The organism is Bradyrhizobium sp. AZCC 2289 (assembly GCF_036924615.1).
Taxonomy (GTDB): Bacteria; Pseudomonadota; Alphaproteobacteria; order Rhizobiales; family Xanthobacteraceae; genus Bradyrhizobium.
Map to the genome: position 1 here is coordinate 2,180,504 of NZ_JAZHRY010000001.1, position 18,979 is coordinate 2,199,482.

Below are 18,979 nucleotides of genomic sequence, written 5' to 3' on the forward strand. Positions count from 1 at the left end.
AGGTCTCAGTCATAGATCATGACCGGCCTGACTTCGATGGTGCCGGTCGTAGCGCCGGGAATCCGCGCGGCGATGCCGAGCGCGGTGTCGAGATCCTTGGCTTCGACCAGATAGTAGCCGCCAAGCTGTTCGCGCGTTTCCGCGAACGGGCCATCGGTCGTCAAAGTCTTGCCGTCGCGGACCCGCACGGAGGTTGCGGTCGTTGTGGGCTGCAGCCCATCGCCAGCCTTGAAATGGCCACTCTGGATGATGGACTGGGTGAACACACCGTATTCCGCCGTCATTTTCTTGCGGTCGTCCGCGGTCATACGGCCCAAATCTGCTTCGTTCCGATAGATCATCAACAGATACTGCATTTCGAATACTCCTCTTGATCGGCTGGATCGCCGACACCCAGTCGAACGGGGGCCGCGCAAAACGACATCTTCAGGATAATTTATTTTGAGCCCGGCTGAAGCTGTTATCGGCTTGACCTTGTGGCCCCGAACCCCCATGCCTTGGGGCGTCAGTCGGCCGGACGGCCGCTCCCGCTATGGTCGAAAGGCTGCGGGGGAGGAAAGTCCGGGCTCCATCGACATACGGTGCCGGATAACGTCCGGCGGGGGCAACCCCAGGGACAGTGCCACAGAGAACGAACCGCTCCCCCACCCGAAAGGGAGGGGGCAGTAAGGGTGAAAAGGTGCGGTAAGAGCGCACCGCGGGTCCGGCAACGGAAACGGCATGGCAAACCACACCGGGAGCAAAACCGAATAGGGACGGCAACGCGGGCTGTTCGCGAAAGCGATAACACCGCAGGGCGATGTCAGGCTCGCCGTCCGGGTAGGTTGCTCGAGGCCATGTGCGAACATGGTCCCAGAGGAATGGCCGTCACGTATCATTCGCGAAAGCGGGTGGTGCCCTACAGAACCCGGCTTACAGGCTGGCTGATGCTCTAAAAATGAAGGGTTCGGCGTGACGCGCCGGACCCTTCGCCATTTAGGAAATCGTCATTCCGGGCTGGTGCGCGAGCACCAGACCTCAGATGCGCAATTGCGCATCGGGGAATCTCGAGATTTCGGGTTCGATGCTTCGCATCGCCCCGGAATGACACGTCAAGCGACAATCTTCTCCAGCAACGCCGTCAGCGCGTCCGGCGCGGTAACGTTCGGCGAATGGCTGGCGTCGATCGCGTAGAAGCGCCAGCCCGCTTCGCCTTGGGCGCGCTTGGCAAATGGGCCGAACGTATCGGCGGGCGTGATCCGCGTCGCGTAGATGTAGCTGCGCGGCAAGGTCGGCTCGCCGTTTTGCAGCTTGAGCTTGGTCTCGAAACATTTGACCGGCATGTACACGCGGCGCGCCGCCAGCCATTCGACGTCGGCGGGCGATGTATCCGGAGGCGTCTGCAGCGGCGGCACGCGCCAGCCGTCGCCGCTCTTGGCGGCGTCCTGCAAATGTTGCCGCCCGGATTCGTTGAGATCGAACAGCGACTGCCCGTCGCGCGGCACGAAGGCGTCGAGATAGATCAACTGCGCGACGCGGTCGCGGGCGCGGTCGGCGACGCCGGTTGCGACCATGCCGCCATAACTGTGGCCGAGCAGCACGATGTCGCGCAGATCCTCGTATGTGATGACGTTGAGCATGTCCTCGATATGGGTCTCCAGATCGATCGAAGGATTGGCCAGATGCGCCCGCTCGCCGAGCCCGGTGTAGGACGGCGTGACCAAACGATGTCCGGCGGCCTGCATCAGCGGGTGCATCTTCTTCCACGCCCATCCCGCCGACCAGGCGCCGTGGCAGACCAGAAAGGTTTTGGCGGAGCTTGAATTCATTCGGCCGTTTCCCCTTGGAGTTATCGTTGATTGCGATAGTACCTGCGGGCTGCCTCGTGTAAACGTTCGCCCCCCAACACATCCGTCATTCCGGGGCGCATCGAAGATGCGAACCCGGAATCTCGAGATTCCGGGCTCGATGCTTCGCATCGCCCCGGAATGACGTAGGAGAAAAGTCAGATTGAGCGCGACCGCCTACGCACTCCTCTTCCTCGGCGCGCTCGCGGGCGGTTTCGTGTCCGGCCTTGCCGGCTTCGGCACTGCGCTGATGGCGCTTGGGATCTGGCTCTATGTGCTGCCGCCTTCGATGGCCGTGCCGCTGGTCCTGATCTGTTCGGTCATCGCACAAACCTCGACGCTGCCGGGCATCTGGCGCAGCATCGACTTCGGTCTGGTCTGGCCTTTTATCGTCGGCGGCCTCGCCGGCGTGCCGCTGGGTATCCTGATGATCGCCCATGCCGATCCCAAGGTCTTCAAACTGACCATCGGCGTGCTGCTGTTGGTGTTTCCGACCGCGCTGTTTTTTCAGCGCACGCCGATGGCTTTCCGCTTCGGCGGCAAATGGGCCGACACCGCCATCGGCTTCGCCGGCGGCATTCTTGGCGGTCTCGCCGGACTCTCGGGTCCCATTCCCATTCTGTGGGCGAGCGTGCGCGGCTGGGGCAAGAAGGAGCGCCGCGGCATCTTCCAGACTTTCAACTGGACAATCCTCGCAACCGCGCTCTGCGTGCAGATCGCAACCGGCCTCGTCAAACCTGAAATCATCTGGCTGGTGCTATGCGCTTTCCCAGGAACACTCGTCGGCGCGTGGCTCGGCACACGGACCTATCATGCGCTCAGCGATCGAAACTTCGGTGACGTCGTGCTCGGGCTTTTGATTCTGTCCGGGATCGGACTGGTGTGGAGCAGCGTCGGCCATTAGCAGCAGTGCGGATTGATCCGATTGCACTGACAAAATTGCGCACCGTCGCATGGCCGCCATGCGGCGTGCGCAAAAAACTATACGCGCATAAGCAAACGAGCTAACCACTCGCGCCATGTCTTCTCCGGTCATGTCGTCCTCGGTATCGCGCGAACGTCTTGGTCTGTTGCTCGGCCTTATCGGCGTGGCGATTTTCGGCGGCACGCTGCCGGCGACGCGCATCGCGGTATCTGAAATTGATCCGATTGCACTGACATCGTTGCGCACCGCGATCGCCGGACTGTGTTCGCTGGCGCTGTTGCTGGTGCTGCGCCGGCCGCTGCCGCCGCGCGCGCTGTGGTTTCAGCTCGTGATCACGATGCTGTGCGTCAGCATCCTGTTTCCACTTCTGATGTCGCTCGGGATGCAGCGCGTCGACGCCTCGCATGGCGGCGTGGTGCTCGGCATTCTCCCCATTGCCACCGCGCTGGTTGCCGTCGCCATCACCCATGAACGGCCGCGCCCCCTGTTCTGGATCACATCCGTCGGCGGCGCCGCATTGGTGGTCGCGTTTGCGCTGCGGCAAGGCGGCGGCACACTCTCCGCCGGCGATTTGCTTTTGTTCGCCGCCGTCGCGGTCGCCGCGATCGGCTACGCGTTCTCGGGACGGCTCACTTCGCAGATGCCCGGCTGGGAAGTCATCAGCTGGGTGCTGGTGATCGCGCTGCCGGTCTCGATCCCGGCCGCCGCGCTCAGCATGCCGGCCGACATCAGCCACATCGCCTTGAAGCCCTGGCTCGGCCTGCTCTACGTTGCGATCTTCTCCCAATGGATCGGGTTCTTCGCCTGGAACGCCGGCATGGCGATGGGCGGCATCGCGCGGGTCTCGCAGATCCAATTATTGCAGCCCTTCATCACCTTCGTGCTCGCGGCCTTCCTCAACGGCGAGACCATCACGCCGCAGATCGTGCTGTTCGCCTCCGCCGTGGTCGCGACGGTTGCGATTTCGACGCGCACGCGCGGACGGGCAGCGCCGATCAACACGGTCATTCCGGGTACGGCTCGGAGCCTGTCATCGGGCCGCGCTCTGCGCGGACCCGTTGGCGCCGCCCCGGAATGACCTGACGATCTCACTCCGCCGCCGAGACCTCGCCGAACTCGGTCGCCTGCCGCTCGAACAGCCCGCGATAGATGCCGCCGGCCCGCGCGGTGAGCGTGGCGTGGGTGCCCTGCTCGACGATCTCGCCGCGATCGAACACCAGGATGCGATCGAGGCTGCGCACCGTCGACAGCCGGTGCGCGATCACGATCGAGGTACGGCCCTTCATCAGCCGCTCCATCGCCTGCTGGATCAGGCCTTCCGATTCCGAATCGAGGCTCGACGTCGCCTCGTCCAGGATCAGCACCGGCGCATCGGCCAGGAACGCGCGCGCCAGCGCCACGCGCTGCCGCTCGCCGCCCGACAGTTTGACGCCGCGTTCACCGACCAGCGTGCCGTAGCCTTTCGGCAGCCGCAGGATGAACTCGTGCGCGTTGGCAAGCCGCGCGGCCTGCTCGATCGCAGCCATGCTGGCGCCGGGCCTTCCATAGGCGATGTTCTCCGCCAGCGAACGGTGAAACAGGATCGGGTCCTGCTGCACGATCGCGATCTGGCTGCGCAGCGAATGCTGGGTCGCGTGAGCGATATCCTGGCCGTCGATCAGGATCCTTCCGCCAGAGACGTCGTAGAGCCGCTGCACCAGCTTTACGAACGTGGTCTTGCCCGAGCCGGAGCGGCCGACTAGGCCGACGCGCTCGCCGGCGCGGATATCCACGGTGAGGCCGTCATAGAGCGGGGCGCGGTGACCGCCGTAGAGGAAGGTCACGGCGTCGAACACGATGCGGCCGCCCTGGATGTCGATCGGCGCAGCACCCGGCGCATCGGCAATGCCGATCGGCTCGCCATGGATCGCGACCAGTTCCTCCATGTCGTTGACCGAACGCTGCAGATTGTTGATGTGCATGCCGACATCGCGCAGGTAAGCGTGGATGATGTAATAGCTGGTCAGCACGTAGGTGACGTCGCCCGGCGAGGCGCGTCCCGCGATCCACAGCAGGATCGCGCCGCCGATCACGGAGGCGCGGAAGCACAGCAGCACCATAAGCTGCGCGGTCGAGGTGTAGTTGTAGCGCAGCCAGGTTCGCCGCACCCGCGTGCGCCAGCGGCCGATGACGCCGGCCAGCCGCGCGTCCTCGCGCGCTTCCGCGCCGAGCGATTTCACCACCGCGTTGCAGGTCAAGGCGTCCGCGAGCGTGCCGCCGACCTTGGTGTCCCAGGCGTTGGAGATTCGCGCGGCGGGTGCGATGTAGTTGACCGAGAACGCGATCGTCATCGACACATAGATCACGGTGCCCACGGCGATCACGAGGCCGAGCGACGGCCAGTGCAGCCCGAGCAGGATCATCGAGCCCAACAGCACCGTCAGCGACGGCGCCAGCGCCATCAAAATGGTGTCGTTGAGCAGATCCAGCGCCCACATGCCGCGGGTGATCTTGCGCACGGTCGAGCCGGCAAACGAGTTGGCGTGCCAGTCGGTCGAAAATCGCTGCACGCGCATGAAGGCGTCGCGCGCCACATCCGACATGATCTTCAGCGTGAACGGCACGATCGCCTGCAACCCGGTCAGGCGCAGGATCATCGACAGCAGGCCGAGCGCCACGATGCCGCCAAACGCGGCCAGCGCCGCATGACGCGCAGCAGGGTCGGACGCGCCCAGCGTCAGCGCATCGACCAGACGGCCCGAGAACAACGGCATGAACAGGTCGGCCGCGGTCGCGCCCAGCAGGCCGCCGGCGACGAGCGAGGCGCGCACGGGCTGTTCCAGCCAGTGGCGAAACACGAACGGGATCACCACGCGGATCGCGGCGGGACGCTTGTTGGCTTGAGCGGTCATGGTCTCATCCGGCTACGCGGTTCGCGCGCACGCCGGCTCCATCTGGATGGACGCGCGGCGGCACAAAACCTGATCCGGGCGTCGTGAAAAATATCTGTAAGTCGTTGGGAAGCCTGGAGATCGGGATGTCAGGCCCGATCAAAGCTGGCGGCAGGCGCGGTCAGCAGTGCGACCGAAAATCCAGCACAGACATCGGACGCGGGCGCGCGATCTGCGAATACATCGAAATCATGCAAATCCTCCCCGGTTCGAGCGACGATGCGCTGCTTATAAATGCATCACGGGTGAATGGCAATATGACAACCGCGTGAGCGGGCCGTTCAACGCAACAGTGTGACCTTCAAGCCGCGCCGGCGGCGCATGCGGCTAGACCATCGGTTCTGATTGAATCAGAACCGATGCTCTGGATTCTTGTTTTGACGCGTTTTCTACCGCAGATAAGTCTACGCAATCTGCGCAAACTTGATTGCTATGCGAACCGGTATCCACTTCGCTCGAAAACGCTTTAGTGCCCCGGCTCTCCCGACGGCAATGCGGCGGGCTTTTTCAGCAGCATGACCAGAAGGCTGAGGCAGATGTAGAACATCGTCAGCATGAAGAAGGCGTCGCCATAGCCCATCACCGCCGCCTGGCGGTGAACGATCTGCGACAATTGTTTCATCGCCATCAATGCGGCATCGCCCACGCCCTGCAGGCGCTGGGTGAACATGTTCAGCGTCTCCACCGCGGTGGCGTTGCCCCAGTTGACGCGCTCCTGCAGCCGCACGATGTGCAGATCGGTGCGCTCGTTCAGCACCTGGTTGATGACGGCCAGGCCGACCGCGCCGCCGAGATTGCGCGTCAGGTTGAACAGACCCGAAGCGTTCTTCACCCGTTCGGGAGGCAAGGTCCCCAGCGCGATCGTATTGGTCGGCACCATTGCGAACATCATGCCGATGCCGCGCAGGATCTGCGGGATCAGCAATTCATAGAAATCGTAATCGCGCGTGATCCAGGTCATCTGGTAGGAGCCCATCGCGAAGGTGATCAGGCCGATCGCGATGATCAGGCGCATGTCGATCTTGGTCATCAGCCGTCCGACGATCGGCGCGGTGAGGAACATGGTGATCCCCGAGACGAACATGGTCTCACCGATCATCAGCGCGCTGTAGCCGCGCACTTCCGCGAGGTAGCGCGGATAAACATAGGTCAGGCCGTAGAGGCCGATGCCGACGCAGAACGAGATCAGGCAGCCGATCGCGAAATTGCGGTCGGTGAAGGTGCGGATATCGACGATCGGCTCCCGCGCCGTCAGCACCCGCCAGAAGAAGGCAACCGCGGAAACCAGGCAAACCGCGGCGCAGACCGCCACCGAGGTGTCCTGCAGCCATTCATATTGCGGGCCTTCCTCCAGCACGTATTCGAGCGAGCCCAGAAAACCGCCCATCGCGAACAGGCCGAACCAGTCGAAGTGCTCCAGCAGCTTCAAGTTCGGCTGATCGAAATCGACCAGGATCAGCACGCCGATGGTGATGCCGATGCCGGGAACGACGTTGATGAAGAACAGCCAGTGCCACGACATCCAATCGGTGATGATGCCGCCGACGGTCGGGCCGATGGTCGGCGCCAGCGTCGCGACCAGACCGATGATCGGGCCGACGATGTAGAATTTCGAACGCGGAAACACCGTGTAGGCGGACGCGAATACGGTCGGGATCATGCCGGCGCCCAGGAAGCCCTGGATCGCGCGCCACAGGATCATCTGCTCGATCGAGGAACAGAAGCCGCACAGGAAGCTCGCGATGGTGAAGCCGGAGGCGGAAATCGCAAACAGCAAGCGCGTGCCGAATGCGCGCGACAAAAATCCGGACAGCGGAATCGCGATCACTTCCGCGATCAGATACGCGGTCTGGACCCACGACACTTCGCTGGAGCTGGCCGAGAGCCCGGCCTGGATTTCCGACAACGACGCCGACACGATCTGGATGTCCAGGATCGACATGAACATCCCGAACACCATGATCAGGAACGCGAACAGCCGTCGCGGCGCGATGCGCTCGGACGGCGGCGCTCCTGTGTTCATCATCGAGGGCGGAGCGGTGGTGGCGTCAGCCATGATTTGCCCAGATCACGCGCCCGGGCTTCGCCCGAGGCGCAAGGAATTACTGCGGATGAATCATCAACGGTGAATCGAGGTCGACCTCGCTGTCCGCATCGGCTGCGCCCTCGCGGGTGTCGACGGTGGTGTAAACCGACATGCCCGCACGCAGCAGGTTTTGCGTCGCGACGCCCTTCGGCACCCGGATCCGGACCGGCAGCCGCTGCACGATCTTGGTGAAATTGCCGGTGGCGTTGTCCGGCGGCAGCAGCGTGAACACCGAGCCTGCCGCGGGCGAAATGCTGTCGACGGTGCCTTCGAATTTGCGAAGGCCGTAGGCATCGACCTTGATCGTCACCGGCTGGCCGGGGCGGATGCGCTTGAGCTGGGTTTCCTTGTAGTTAGCATCGATGAAGACGTCGTTGAGCGGCACCACGTTGCCGAGCCGCTGGCCGGCCGTGATGAAGTCGCCGGTGTTGACGAGGCGGTTGGAGAAGGTGCCGTCGACCGGTGCACGCACCGAGGTGAAGTCGAGGTCGCGTTCGGCCTTGGCGAGCTGTGTCTGCAATTCCGCAAGCTGGGCGCGGGCCTCGTTCTGCTGCGCCTTGGTCACTTCGACGCTGTCGCGCGCGGCGTCAAAGGCCGCCTGCGCCGATTTCACCGCGGCAACGCCCTGGTCGCGGCCGGCTTCGGACACTTCGAAGGTGGCGCGCGAGGCAAATCCCTTGGTGCTCAGCGCCTGCTGGCGGTCGAAGTCGAGACCGGCGCGCTTCAGTCCGGCTTCCGCGGAGACGAGTTGCGCCTTGGCCTGTTCGACCGCGCTTTCCATCGCCGCGACCTGACGGCCGATACGGTCGATGGTGGCTTGCTGGGTCGCGATCCTGGTGCGCGCGGCATCCACCGCGATGCGATAATCGCCGTCATCGATCTTGAAGATCACGTCGCCGGTGTGAACGATGGCGTTGTCGCCGGGAAGGATCGCCGCGACGTGCCCGGACACCCGCGCGCCCAAGGTGGTGTTGTTGGCGCGGACATAGGCGTCATCGGTCGAGACATAGAAGCGCCCGACGAGAAGGTAGTAGGCGCCGTAGCTCGCGGCGGCCAGCGCCAGCAAGGCGACGACGCCCATCATCACGAATTTGCGCTTTCCCGATTTCGGCTCGACCTGAGCGGCGGCATTGGCAGGCGGCGCGGCCGGCTTTTCGGTCGCAGGGCTGGCCGGCGGCTCCGCGGGAAGCCGCCGGGTTTCTTCCGCGACGTGAGTCCGGAGCTGCTCCGCCAGATGGGCGGAATTATCACGCGCAGCCTCACCCTCTGCCGTCTCCGGCCCGGTGCGAACGATGCGTGCGGCCTGGTCTCTCGCTGCGGCCATTACCGGCCTCCTCAATACAATGTCGCGATGCCGAGGCGGCCGACAGCAAGCCTGCGACACCACCCGATTTCAAATTATCATTGACCGAACGGTTCGGTCAAGATATATTCGCATGACTCGGATCATAGGGTCAAAATTCCTACCTGTGCGTATCCTGAGTTGAAATTTTTGCGAAAAAGCTAACCAATGGTTGCAGCCACCCCCAACCCGCTTCATCTGGTCGGCGATGAGGATTCCTCGAAGCGCCGGCAGATCCTCGATGGCGCCCGCAAGGTGTTCATGGATCTCGGGTTTGACGGCGCCAGTATGAACGAGATCGCGCGTGCCGCCGGGGTTTCCAAGGGCACGCTCTACGTCTACTTCGCCGACAAGAACCGGCTGTTCGAAGCCATCGTCGAGGGCGAAGCGCTCGAGCATGGCCAGGTCGTGTTCAATTTCGACCCCGCGCGCGATGTCGCGACCACGCTGCTGGAATTCGGCAAGGCCTATAACGAACTGCTGTGCCGGCCGGGCGGCGGCTCCGCCATCCGCACCGTGATGGCAATCGCCGAACGGATGCCGGACGTCGGCCGCCGCTATTACGAGCGCGTGCTGGAAAAAACCATCAACCGCCTCGCCGAATATCTAAAGGCGCATGTTGCGCCGGGCGACCTCGCGATCGATGACTGCCAGCTCGCGGCGTCGCAGTTCATGGAAGTATGCAAGGCGTCGCTGTTCCTGCCGTTCGTGTTTCAGGCCGCCCCCGCACCCTCGGCCGAGCGCATGGACGAGGTCGTCGAAAGCGCGACGCGGATGTTTTTGGCGGCGTATCGGGCGAAGGCGAGCTGAGCGGAAGGCGGCGGCCTCACTAAAGGTCGTCGTACCCCGCGCATGCGGGGTATCCAGTACGCCGCGGCTTCTCGGTTCAATCACTGGCGCCTCTGGAATACTGGGTCGCCCGGTCAAGCCGGGCGATGACGACAGAGGGTAGCACTGACATGTCCACGTCATTGCGAGCGCAGCGAAGCAATCCATTCTTTCTTTGTGCTGCCAAATGGATTGCTTCGCTGCGCTCGCAATGACGGTGCTCTCGTGAGTTCGCGTCTCGCGGCGCGATACGCCCGAGCTGTTGAAAACTCTTCCGCCCGAAAGAGGGCGCAGGGAACGCCGGGTGCTTGCTGCACCCGCGGTCTCGTGTGCAAAAAAACAATAGCAAGCGCACACGAGCATACAGGTACAGTCGGAGCATCCCGGCATTCCCTGCACAATGGTTTTACGGCTTATGCCGAGTTCTCCCCGGCGACGAATTCGTCTTGTCACCGTCATTGGCGGATTGAAGGTCTTGTCAGGCCCGGTTGGGCCCGAGAAAACCTCCGCTGATTTAGCACCAGCAACGGGTGCCAGGACCACACGGTTTTGCCGTACGCTTCAGCGCCGTTCGTCCGCGCGTCGTCAATCGCTCACGAGCCGAAGCCCACCCTGCGAATCCAAAGCGCGCCCGACGCTGCCGCGTCCACCGCATCCCACCCCAACGTTCGTGACGATGGCCAACGCCCCTCTTGAGGGATGAGACGGCGGTGTTTCTAGACCTGATTTGAGTTGATTTGACAGGAATTTCCTGATTTGCCCGTCGGGCAGTCACCAGAGCGGTGACGCGCTGGATTGCCTATCGGTACGGTGGGGGTACTGTCCGCATCTGCGGCAGGAAACGCGTCAAAACAAGAATCTGGGGCTTCGGTTCTGCTTCAACCAGAACCGATCATGCTCCGGACAACCCGGGGGGAGCAATGATCGCAACCTTTGCTCACAGGAAATTCGGCCGCGGCACGGCGTCGGGTGCCGCCCGGATCATGCTGGCAGCCGCATCGATCGTGATTGGCATCAAAGCCGTCGAGCCAGGCCGGGCGGCCGGCGCTCAACTTCCTTCGGCGGATGGACTGCAGCGTATCACCGAATTTTTTGACAATGAGATCGCCGGCGAAAAGTTGCCGGGCGCCGTCGTCCTGATCCAGCAGCACGGCAAGCCGGTCTATCTCAAATGTTTCGGCGTCCGTGACGTCGCGACCCATCTTCCGATGACGCCCGATACGATTTTTGCACTCCACTCGATGACAAAGCCCATTACCAGCGTCGCGGCGATGATGCTGATCGATGCCGGCAAACTCTCGCTGTTTGATCCCGCCTCCAAATACATTCCGGGATTTGCCGACGTGCAGGTCGGCGTCAGTTCCGTCGCGGCGGACGGAACACACTATCTGAAGCTTGTGCCGCTGGACCGGCCGCTGACCATTGAGGATCTGCTGCGGCATACCTCGGGTATCACCTACGACTATATCGGCGGCAAGCTGATCGACAGGGCCTATTCGGAATCGGGCCTTTTCGATGGGCAGTTCGACAACAAGGTGTTTGCCGAGCGCATCGCCAGATTGCCGTTGGCGCGGCAGCCCGGCACGCTCTGGCGTTACGGTCATTCAACCGATGTCGTTGGCCGCATCATCGAGATCGTATCCGGGCAGAGCCTCTATCAATTCGAAAAGCAGCACATCTTCGATCCACTCGGCATGACCAGCACCAAATTCGTTCTCGGCAGCGCCGACGAACGCGCCCGGATGGCGGAGCCCCTGCCCGATGATACGATTCTGAAAAGCGCGGAGGCTGACCGCCGCGCGCATCCGGAATGGGAGTCCGGCGGCGGCGGATTGGTGTCGTCGCTGACCGACTATGCGCGTTTTGCGCAGATGATTCTCGATGGCGGGCAATATGACGGCAAACGCTATCTCAGCATGCGCGCTTTCGCGTCGATGACGACGGACCATATCGGCCGCGACTCCGGGGTAGCGCGGGACTATTTCTATTTTCCAGGCGACGGCTTCGGCTTCGGTTATGGCTTTGCGGTGCGCACCGACCCGGGCAATGCCAAACCAACGCCGCCAGGTTCGATCGGCGAACTCAAATGGGATAGCGGCAGCGGGACCTACTTCGGCGTCGATCCGAAACTGGACATGGTCTACATCCTACTGGAGCAGACCCAGAATGAACGCTGGCGCATTACGCCTGCGTTCAAGAAACTTATTTATAACGCCTTCGGCGCGGTGAATTGATCAGTTCTAGAACCCTTCGGACGGGTTAGCCGTCAATTCATCTTGCGCGAATGGTAGTAGAATATTCATGTAACATTCCTAAGCCCTCGTTTCCTGAGACGCACGCCATGCATCTGCACATCAAGAACGATGAAGCTCACCAACTGGCGACTGAGCTCGCGCGGCTCACTGGCGAGAGCCTGACCTCTGCCGTCACCGTGGCACTGCGTGAACGACTGGCCCGCGAGCGCCGGCGCCGGCGCACCGACGATGTCGCTGCGGCAAAAGTTATGCGGCATTGCCCGACGTCGAAGTAAACCCGGACGAGATTCTCGGCTATGACGAGCACGGGCTGCCGAAATGATGGGTCGATCGTGCAGCGCCGTAGCCACTTTATCGTCGGTGAAACGCGGATTACACCATCGCGAATCCGCCCTACAGCTCTGGCGAAGGAAAAGGAAATGACATGGAGCGGTCAAACGTTTCTGTGGTTGCTCTCGCTTGGTTCCGACGCGAGGAGTGGAACGAACTCAAACGCATCTGCCCTGATCTCCATGATACCTACGAGGAATGGCTGGCTGACGCTCAAGCAGGCATCGAAGCCTTGGGCAGCCCGCTGAAGGATCAAGTTGTAAAGGTCATCCTGACGGTCGACGAACTCCGCAAGTGGAAGCGTGCCACCGGGCGCGAAATCGATGGCAAGGTGCGAGCCCGCCTCGCCGTCAAGGGTGCGAACCAGACTAACAGCACACGTCATTGATAGGATTCTATCCGCGAGTAGGAGGTCCTACGGGCTTAAATCAAGGTCAGTCTGCGAGAAGGCTCCTGCGGCCGATTAGCCCAGAGGATTCGCGCACAAAAGCGCCGTCCTTCCCTCCCCTTCCCATTCACGCCCTCGTCATTTGACACTTCGTCTATTTATGTCAAAATCGTCAAATGAGCCCCCGTGACCGCATTCTCGACGCCGCGATGGTGGTGTTTCGCCACCATGGTTTTCGGCGGTCGTCGATCGAGCAGGCGGCGGAGGCCGCGGGGCTGACGCGGCAGGCGCTGTATCATCATTTCAAGTCCAAGGAAGCGCTGTTCCGCGCCGTGATCGAACGGCTGCATCAGAGCGCGCTCGCCGCCGAGATCGCCGCCGCCAACGCCGCGGAAAAGGCCGACCTCGGCCTCGCCGATATCCTCACCGCGGAGGTCAGCGGACGGCTCGGGCAGTTGCTCGCTTCGCTCGAGGGCTCGCCCCATATCGAGGAGCTGTTCTCCGAGCATCTGGTTCATGGCCGCGACCTCTATCAAAAATATGCCGTACTCTATGCCGCGCAGCTGGCGGCGACCATCGAGAAGGTCTGCGCCAGGCAGCGGCTGATGCCCCGCGACGGCATGACGCCGCAGGAACTGGCGCGATGCATCGAGATGGCCGTCAACGGGGCCAAATCAATGCATCCGGCGATGCAGCCGCGCGACGCGTTCCTCGCCGATCTCGCCATCATGCTGCGAACGCTGGTCGCCGGCGCCGTCGGCCCATTGCCGAAGCCGCGTTCCGCAAAACCAACGCCTTCGAAAAAATCCGCCCGCCGAAAATCTGGAGATCGCAAATGAGCACCATGACGATCAACGGCCGCACAGCCTCCCTCCCCGACGATCCCGACGCGCTGCTGATCGATGTCGTGCGCGACGCGCAGGGGCTCACCGGCACCAAGCTCGTGTGCGGCGCCGGCGTCTGCGGCGCCTGCACCGTGCTGGTGGACGGCGAACCGGTCGTGAGCTGCCTGATGCCCGCGCGCCATGCCGCGGACAAGTCCATCACGACGATCGAAGGCATCGGCGCGGAAAAACTGCACCCGGTGCAGAAGGCCTTCATGGCGCACGACGCGCTGCAATGCGGGTTCTGCACACCGGGCTTCATCGTGGAGGCGGTAGCGTTCTGTGATCGCTGGCGCGCAACAAAGGGAACGGCGGCGCCGTCGCGCGAGGAAATCGGTGCGGCATTATCAGGGCATCTGTGCCGCTGCGGCGCCTATGACGGCATTTTTCGCGCGGTCGCCGCTGCCTGCTCGGGCCAGTTCGACGGCGACAATTTTGCCTCGCCGCGCGTCGAGGCGCGCGCCAAGGTGACGGGATCAGCGAAATACACCGTCGACATCCACCATGACGGGCAGCTCGAAGGCGTGATCCTGCGCTCGCAATGGGCGCATGCACGGATCGCCGAGATCGATCTGGCGCCGGCGCGCGCGATGGCGGATGTGGGTGCTGCGATCTCGCTGCTCGGCGACGACCGCATGGTGCGCTTCGTCGGCCAGCCGATCGCGGCCGTTGCGGCAAAGGACCGCAAGACCGCGCTGGCCGCGATCGCCGCCATCACAATCAAAAGCGAACGCCTGCCGTCGGTGATCGGGCTGGATGCGGCGCGCAAGCCGGGCGCGCCGGTCGTGTTCGACAAGGCCAACCGCAAGAAGGCCGGCAACGTTTCCGAGGGCGCCGGCGGGCCGGCGGCCTGGAACGGCAATGTCCGCGGTCCCTCGGCGGCGTTTTCGCAAAAGCCGAAGAAGGTTCGCAGTTGGGTCAGTGAAGCCCGCGCGGCCAACAATCCCCTTCTGGTCGAGGAAATTTTTCGCACCGGCACGCAATCGCATGCCTGCCTCGAGCCGCACGCCACCGTCGCGCGTTTCGATGGCGATGCACTGACGGTGCACGCCTCTACCCAAAATGTGTTTCACGTGATGGAGCTATTGGCAAAGCGCTACAAGCTCGCGCACGACAAGATCCGCGTGATCGCCGATCATGTCGGCGGCGGCTTTGGCTCCAAGGGCGCGCTCGGCATCGAGACCACGGCCGCGATCGATCTCGCGCGCGAGGCCAAGGCGCCGGTCCGGATCGCCTACGACCGGCACGAAGAGCTTGCCGTCAGCGGCTACCGGCCGGCGGCCGAGATCAAGATCGCGCTGCTGCCATCCGCGCAGGGCGGTCTCAAGGCGCTGTCGCTCACCGCGCATGCCGACACCGGCGCCGCCACCAATTCGACGCTGGCCGCATTGGCCCGGCTGATCTATCCGGCGGAGGCCAAGGAACTCGTCGACTTCGACGTCATCAGCAATCTGCCGCCCGGCGCGCCGTTCCGCGGCCCGGGCGGACCGCCGATGGCGTTCGCGCTGGAGCAGGCGATCGACGAGGCCGCAATTCGCATGAAGGTCGATCCGATCGATCTGCGCAAGCGCTGGGATCCCTATCCCAATCGGCAGCGGCTGTACGATTGGGCCGCCTCGCTCGATGTCTGGCGCAACGCGAAAAGCGCGGCGCCGCAAAGCAGCCGCTACCGTCGCGGCGTCGGCGTCGCCACCGGCTACTGGCTCTATCTCTGGCAGCCCGGCTCCAAGGTCGATCTCGCAGTCGTTGGCGGACGCCTGGTCGCGAGCTGCGCGACGCAGGACATCGGCCAGGGCAGCCGCACCGTGATCGCCAACACCGTGGCGCGCGAATTCGGACTTGAGCCGCACGAGATCGAAGTGCGGATCGGCGCGTCCGATCTGCCGGAAGGACCGGGCGCCGGCGGCAGCCGCTCGACCGCCTCGATGATCCCACCGGCGCTGCTCGCGGTGCAAAAGCTGAAAGCCGCGATCGAGCAGAACGCAAAGCGGAAGCCGGTCAAAGGCTCCAATGCGCCGTGGCGCGAATTGCTCGCGGCCTCGCCGGATCTGCGCGTCTCCGCGGTGCGGCCCGAGGACGACAAGCCAACGTCGCCCGGCGTGCGCTCGCCGCTGAAGGAAGCGGGATTCATGGGCGTGATCTTCGGCTGGATGCTGCGCCGCTTCTCCAACCTCGCGGTCGGCGCCGGCGTGCCGAGCTCGGTGCAGGTGATCGAGGTCGAGGTCGATACCTGGCTCGGCCATGTCCGCGTGCTCAATATTCACACCGGCATCGCGGTCGGCAAAATTGCCGCACCCGCGCTGGCGCACAGCCAGGCGGCGGGATCGGTCATTCAGGGCCTCGGCTACGCGCTCTACGAGGCGCGCGAAACCGATCCGCGCACCGGCGATATCCTCACCGCCGGCATGGAGGATTACCGGATCCCCGGTATTGCCGACATTCCCGAAATCGATGTGCATTTCGACGAAGGCGGTTTTGACCACGTGCTCGGCGGCAGTGTCGGTATCGGCGAGGTCGCGACCGTGCCGACCTCACCCGCGCTCGCCAACGCGATCCGCAACGCCACCGGCATCCGGCTGACCGAAATTCCGATCCGGCCCGATCGCCTGATTGCCGCCCTGAAAGGGAGGACCGCCGCATGACTTCCGCAGCCATCCATGTCGCCGAATTCCGCGCCGCCGGCACCGACCTTTCCGAACGCCGCCGCAGTGGCGTCTCGACGGGGCCTCTGATCGATATCGCCGCGGCGTCAGATTTGACCAGCATGCATTGGGGCGCGGATGGGACCTTGCGCATCGGCGCCTTCACCACCATCGCCGCCATTGCCGCCGACACCGCCATCGCTGCCGCCTATCCCGGCATTGCGGCCGCAGCGCTTGGGCTGGCGACGCCGCAGGTCCGTCATCTCGCCACGCTCGGCGGTAACCTCGCGCAGCGCTCGCGCTGCTGGTATTTCCGCAATCCGCACATTGCCTGCCTGAAGAAGGGCGGCACCGATTGTCCGGCGCGATCGGGCAATCACCTCTACGGCGTCGCGTTCGATCTCGGCCCCTGCGTGGCGCCGCATCCCTCGACCATGGCCGCGGCGCTGTTGGCCTATGACGCCACGATCATCACCGACCGCAGGGACCGGCTGACGATCGCCGAGGCCTTCGGCGACGGCTCCAACGGTGCCTCCGACAACGCGCTAAAGCCGGGGGAGATGATCAGGGGTGTCGAGCTTCCCTTAGCCCTGCCGAACGAGCGCGCGCGCTACAAGCGCGCGATCAGCCGCAGCTACGCCGAGTGGCCGCTGGTCGAGGTGTGCGCGCGTGCCGTCATCAACGACGGCGCCTTCCAGTTCATCCGGCTCGCCGCCGGCGGCGTCGCGCCGGTGCCGCTGCGCCTAACCGCATCCGAAGCTGCCCTGCAGGGCAAGCGCGCGAGCGCCGCGAACATCGCGACCGCCGCAAGAGAAGCGACCGCGGGAGCCAAGCCGCTGCCGATGACGGGCTACAAGCTCGATCTGCTGGAAGGCGTGGTGCGGGATCTTCTCGAGCAGCTGGCGGCTTCGTAAGGCGCGGACCGCGCCACCGCCGTTGCGGCACTGTTCATTTCCGCTCCCGACCAGCTTCGCCGGCGTCAGGCGACATTGACCCACGGCGCCCCCCGGCGCCACGGACGCTGGACACGACGGCGCCCCGGGGTGACAATCCCCGCAAGGCGAACCGTCATTGCGGGGGGTGCTCATGAGAAACACATTGGCTCCGATCATCGCCGCGGCGCTGGCCGCGATCGCGGCGTCCTTGCCCGAACCGGCGCAAGCGCGCGTGCTTTGGCCCGATGTCCCCTACGAGATCGGCGTGCGCCGGATCGGCAGCGTCGGCGAGGTTCCCTACCGCTGCAGCGACGGGCCGGCTTACAATTATTATCACGGCGCCTTTTACGACGTGCCACCGGCGCTCTATCGCGGCTACGCCTACCGGCCGCATTATCGCTACACCGCCTATCGCGCGATTCCGCGACAATATTTCTGCACCGAATGGTAGCGCCCGTCCTAGCAACCGCTGCAAACAGGTTGGCCTGATGCCCGCCGCCCGACTTGCCGATGCCGCCGATCTCGACGCGCTGCTGGCGCTGTTTGCGGTCTCCGACGTCAGCCGTGCGGTAGCGCCGCGCGCGAGGGCCGAACAGATCTGGCAGGAGACGCTGGCGCGCGACGGCCTTGCGGTTTTTGTTTCCGAAGCGGACGCAACGATCGTCTCGACCTGCATGCTCATTACCGTTCCCAACCTGCTGCGCGGCGGCCGTCAGCATGGGATTATCGAAAACGTCGTCACCCATCCGAATTATTGGGGACGCGGTCATGGCCGCGCGGTGATCGCGGCGGCCCTGGCTGAAGCGTGGGAGCGGGATTGCCATCACGTGCTGCTGCAAAGCGGCCGGGCCGACCCGCGCGTCCACCGGTTCTACGAAGGATGCGGCTTTGTCCCGGGGCTGCGTACCGCCTACGCCGCGCGTCGTCCGGTCGATTAGGCCGCCGGGGGCGCGGCGAACCCGATCCAAGTCAAGACAAAAGCCATCAACTGGCGTAAAATGCCGAGCGGCAGGCCGGAAGCCATTCGATGGTGACCCCGATGAAAAAGCCACTTCTCTCAATCGACGAGCCGGAGCCGAAGAAAGCGCCACGGGCCGATCGGCCGCCCACAGAAGGGTTCGTGGTGGTTGTTGACGGCCACTTCAAATCCGAATTTGCCACGGCCGAGGCTGCGGAGGCATCGGCGCGGAAACTGAAATCGGCCTATCCGATGCTTCAGATCGAAATCTATAACGCCGCCACGATGGTCCGCACTTTGCTGAGCTAGCAAAGTTGAGCAAGCAAAATTTCGCCATCGTCATCATCGGGAGCGGAGCATGGCTCTCCTCAAGCGGGAATTGCATCGTCAGGTCCAAGGGCCGGAAACCACCCATGCCGACCGCTGTACCCTGGTGTTCGATACCGACAGCAAGAGACTGTATGTCGAGCGCGAGGTCGCGCATCTGGAGGCAAGTCCCGGTGGCACGATCGAGTTCCAGACGGTCACGATGGACATTGCGGATTACCTGACCCAGGGCGGGCAAACCGCGGGCCACCGCGAATTGTGGCGCCTGCTGAGAACGCTGTTCGATGAGCGCGGCGATCCCGCGTCCGAGGATTGAGCTTGGC

At 63.8% G+C, this 18,979-nt stretch carries 19 protein-coding genes and 1 other RNA gene; 15 read left to right on the top strand and 5 right to left on the bottom strand.

The features are described from left to right. Nucleotides 1-5 precede the first annotated feature (5 nt). Complete coding sequence (locus tag V1289_RS10635; RefSeq protein WP_334396900.1) at nt 6-356, bottom strand: YciI family protein; 351 nt, start codon at nt 354-356, stop codon at nt 6-8. A 149-nt stretch (nt 357-505) separates the two neighbouring features. Between V1289_RS10635 and rnpB the strand changes: the two genes are divergently transcribed. After that, an RNA gene (gene rnpB, locus V1289_RS10640) (RNase P RNA component class A) lies at nt 506-931 on the top strand. A gap of 160 nt (nt 932-1,091) precedes the next feature. Here rnpB and V1289_RS10645 read toward each other — a convergent pair. Continuing rightward, nucleotides 1,092-1,808, bottom strand: a complete 717-nt coding sequence (locus V1289_RS10645; RefSeq protein WP_334396901.1) for an alpha/beta fold hydrolase — start codon at nt 1,806-1,808, stop codon at nt 1,092-1,094. Nucleotides 1,809-1,989: 181 nt separating this feature from the next. Here V1289_RS10645 and V1289_RS10650 point away from each other — a divergent pair, with 181 nt between their 5' ends. Then, on the top strand, nt 1,990-2,730 hold the full coding sequence (locus V1289_RS10650) for a sulfite exporter TauE/SafE family protein (protein ID WP_334396902.1): 741 nt from the start codon (nt 1,990-1,992) through the stop codon (nt 2,728-2,730). Between the two features lie 115 nt (nt 2,731-2,845). Next, nucleotides 2,846-3,829, top strand: a complete 984-nt coding sequence (locus V1289_RS10655; protein WP_334396903.1) for a DMT family transporter — start codon at nt 2,846-2,848, stop codon at nt 3,827-3,829. 10 nt (nt 3,830-3,839) lie between these two features. Here the strand turns inward: V1289_RS10655 and V1289_RS10660 are convergent, their stop codons facing one another. Beyond that, nucleotides 3,840-5,642 carry an ABC transporter ATP-binding protein gene (locus V1289_RS10660; protein ID WP_334396904.1) on the bottom strand — a complete coding sequence of 601 codons (1,803 nt, stop codon included), beginning with the start codon at nt 5,640-5,642 and terminating at the stop codon, nt 3,840-3,842. A gap of 125 nt (nt 5,643-5,767) precedes the next feature. Here V1289_RS10660 and V1289_RS10665 point away from each other — a divergent pair, with 125 nt between their 5' ends. Then, nucleotides 5,768-5,953 carry a hypothetical protein gene (locus V1289_RS10665; protein WP_334396905.1) on the top strand — a complete coding sequence of 62 codons (186 nt, stop codon included), beginning with the start codon at nt 5,768-5,770 and terminating at the stop codon, nt 5,951-5,953. A gap of 194 nt (nt 5,954-6,147) precedes the next feature. Here V1289_RS10665 and V1289_RS10670 read toward each other — a convergent pair whose 3' ends face one another. After that, the gene (locus V1289_RS10670) at nt 6,148-7,737 is read right to left on the bottom strand and encodes a DHA2 family efflux MFS transporter permease subunit (protein WP_334396906.1); all 1,590 of its coding nucleotides are present in this window, start codon (nt 7,735-7,737) and stop codon (nt 6,148-6,150) included. Between the two features lie 46 nt (nt 7,738-7,783). Continuing rightward, nucleotides 7,784-9,091 (bottom strand): HlyD family secretion protein, encoded by a 1,308-nt coding sequence (locus tag V1289_RS10675; RefSeq protein WP_334396907.1) that lies wholly within the window; start codon nt 9,089-9,091, stop codon nt 7,784-7,786. Between the two features lie 186 nt (nt 9,092-9,277). On the opposite strand from V1289_RS10675, the gene V1289_RS10680 reads away from it, so the two are divergent. The 11 genes from V1289_RS10680 (at nt 9,278) to V1289_RS10730 (ending at nt 18,972) form a co-directional block, all read left to right on the top strand. Further along, entirely contained in the window at nt 9,278-9,919 is a 642-nt protein-coding gene (locus V1289_RS10680; RefSeq protein ID WP_334396908.1) for a TetR/AcrR family transcriptional regulator, read from the top strand. Between the two features lie 1,001 nt (nt 9,920-10,920). After that, a complete protein-coding gene (locus tag V1289_RS10685) occupies nt 10,921-12,171 on the top strand; it encodes a serine hydrolase domain-containing protein (protein WP_442896175.1) in 1,251 nt (416 codons plus the stop codon). A gap of 107 nt (nt 12,172-12,278) precedes the next feature. Continuing rightward, a complete protein-coding gene (locus V1289_RS10690; protein ID WP_334396910.1) occupies nt 12,279-12,467 on the top strand; it encodes a type II toxin-antitoxin system VapB family antitoxin in 189 nt (62 codons plus the stop codon). Nucleotides 12,468-12,616: 149 nt separating this feature from the next. Further along, a complete protein-coding gene (locus V1289_RS10695; protein ID WP_334396911.1) occupies nt 12,617-12,910 on the top strand; it encodes a hypothetical protein in 294 nt (97 codons plus the stop codon). 176 nt (nt 12,911-13,086) lie between these two features. Continuing rightward, entirely contained in the window at nt 13,087-13,749 is a 663-nt protein-coding gene (locus V1289_RS10700; protein ID WP_334396912.1) for a TetR/AcrR family transcriptional regulator, read from the top strand. Beyond that, the gene (locus V1289_RS10705) at nt 13,746-16,436 is read left to right on the top strand and encodes a molybdopterin-dependent oxidoreductase (protein ID WP_334396913.1); all 2,691 of its coding nucleotides are present in this window, start codon (nt 13,746-13,748) and stop codon (nt 16,434-16,436) included. Before V1289_RS10700 ends, V1289_RS10705 begins: the two co-directional genes overlap by 4 nt. After that, nucleotides 16,433-17,350, top strand: coding sequence for an FAD binding domain-containing protein (locus tag V1289_RS10710; protein ID WP_334396914.1), 918 nt, complete (start codon nt 16,433-16,435; stop codon nt 17,348-17,350). Before V1289_RS10705 ends, V1289_RS10710 begins: the two co-directional genes overlap by 4 nt. A 172-nt stretch (nt 17,351-17,522) precedes the next feature. Next, nucleotides 17,523-17,822, top strand: coding sequence for a hypothetical protein (locus tag V1289_RS10715; protein WP_334396915.1), 300 nt, complete (start codon nt 17,523-17,525; stop codon nt 17,820-17,822). 37 nt (nt 17,823-17,859) lie between these two features. Continuing rightward, entirely contained in the window at nt 17,860-18,309 is a 450-nt protein-coding gene (locus V1289_RS10720) for a GNAT family N-acetyltransferase (RefSeq protein ID WP_074273974.1), read from the top strand. 101 nt (nt 18,310-18,410) lie between these two features. After that, nucleotides 18,411-18,638: a hypothetical protein gene (locus tag V1289_RS10725; RefSeq protein WP_334396916.1), complete on the top strand. Its 228-nt coding sequence runs from the start codon at nt 18,411-18,413 to the stop codon at nt 18,636-18,638. Between the two features lie 49 nt (nt 18,639-18,687). After that, a complete protein-coding gene (locus V1289_RS10730) occupies nt 18,688-18,972 on the top strand; it encodes a hypothetical protein (protein WP_334396917.1) in 285 nt (94 codons plus the stop codon). Nucleotides 18,973-18,979 lie beyond the last annotated feature (7 nt).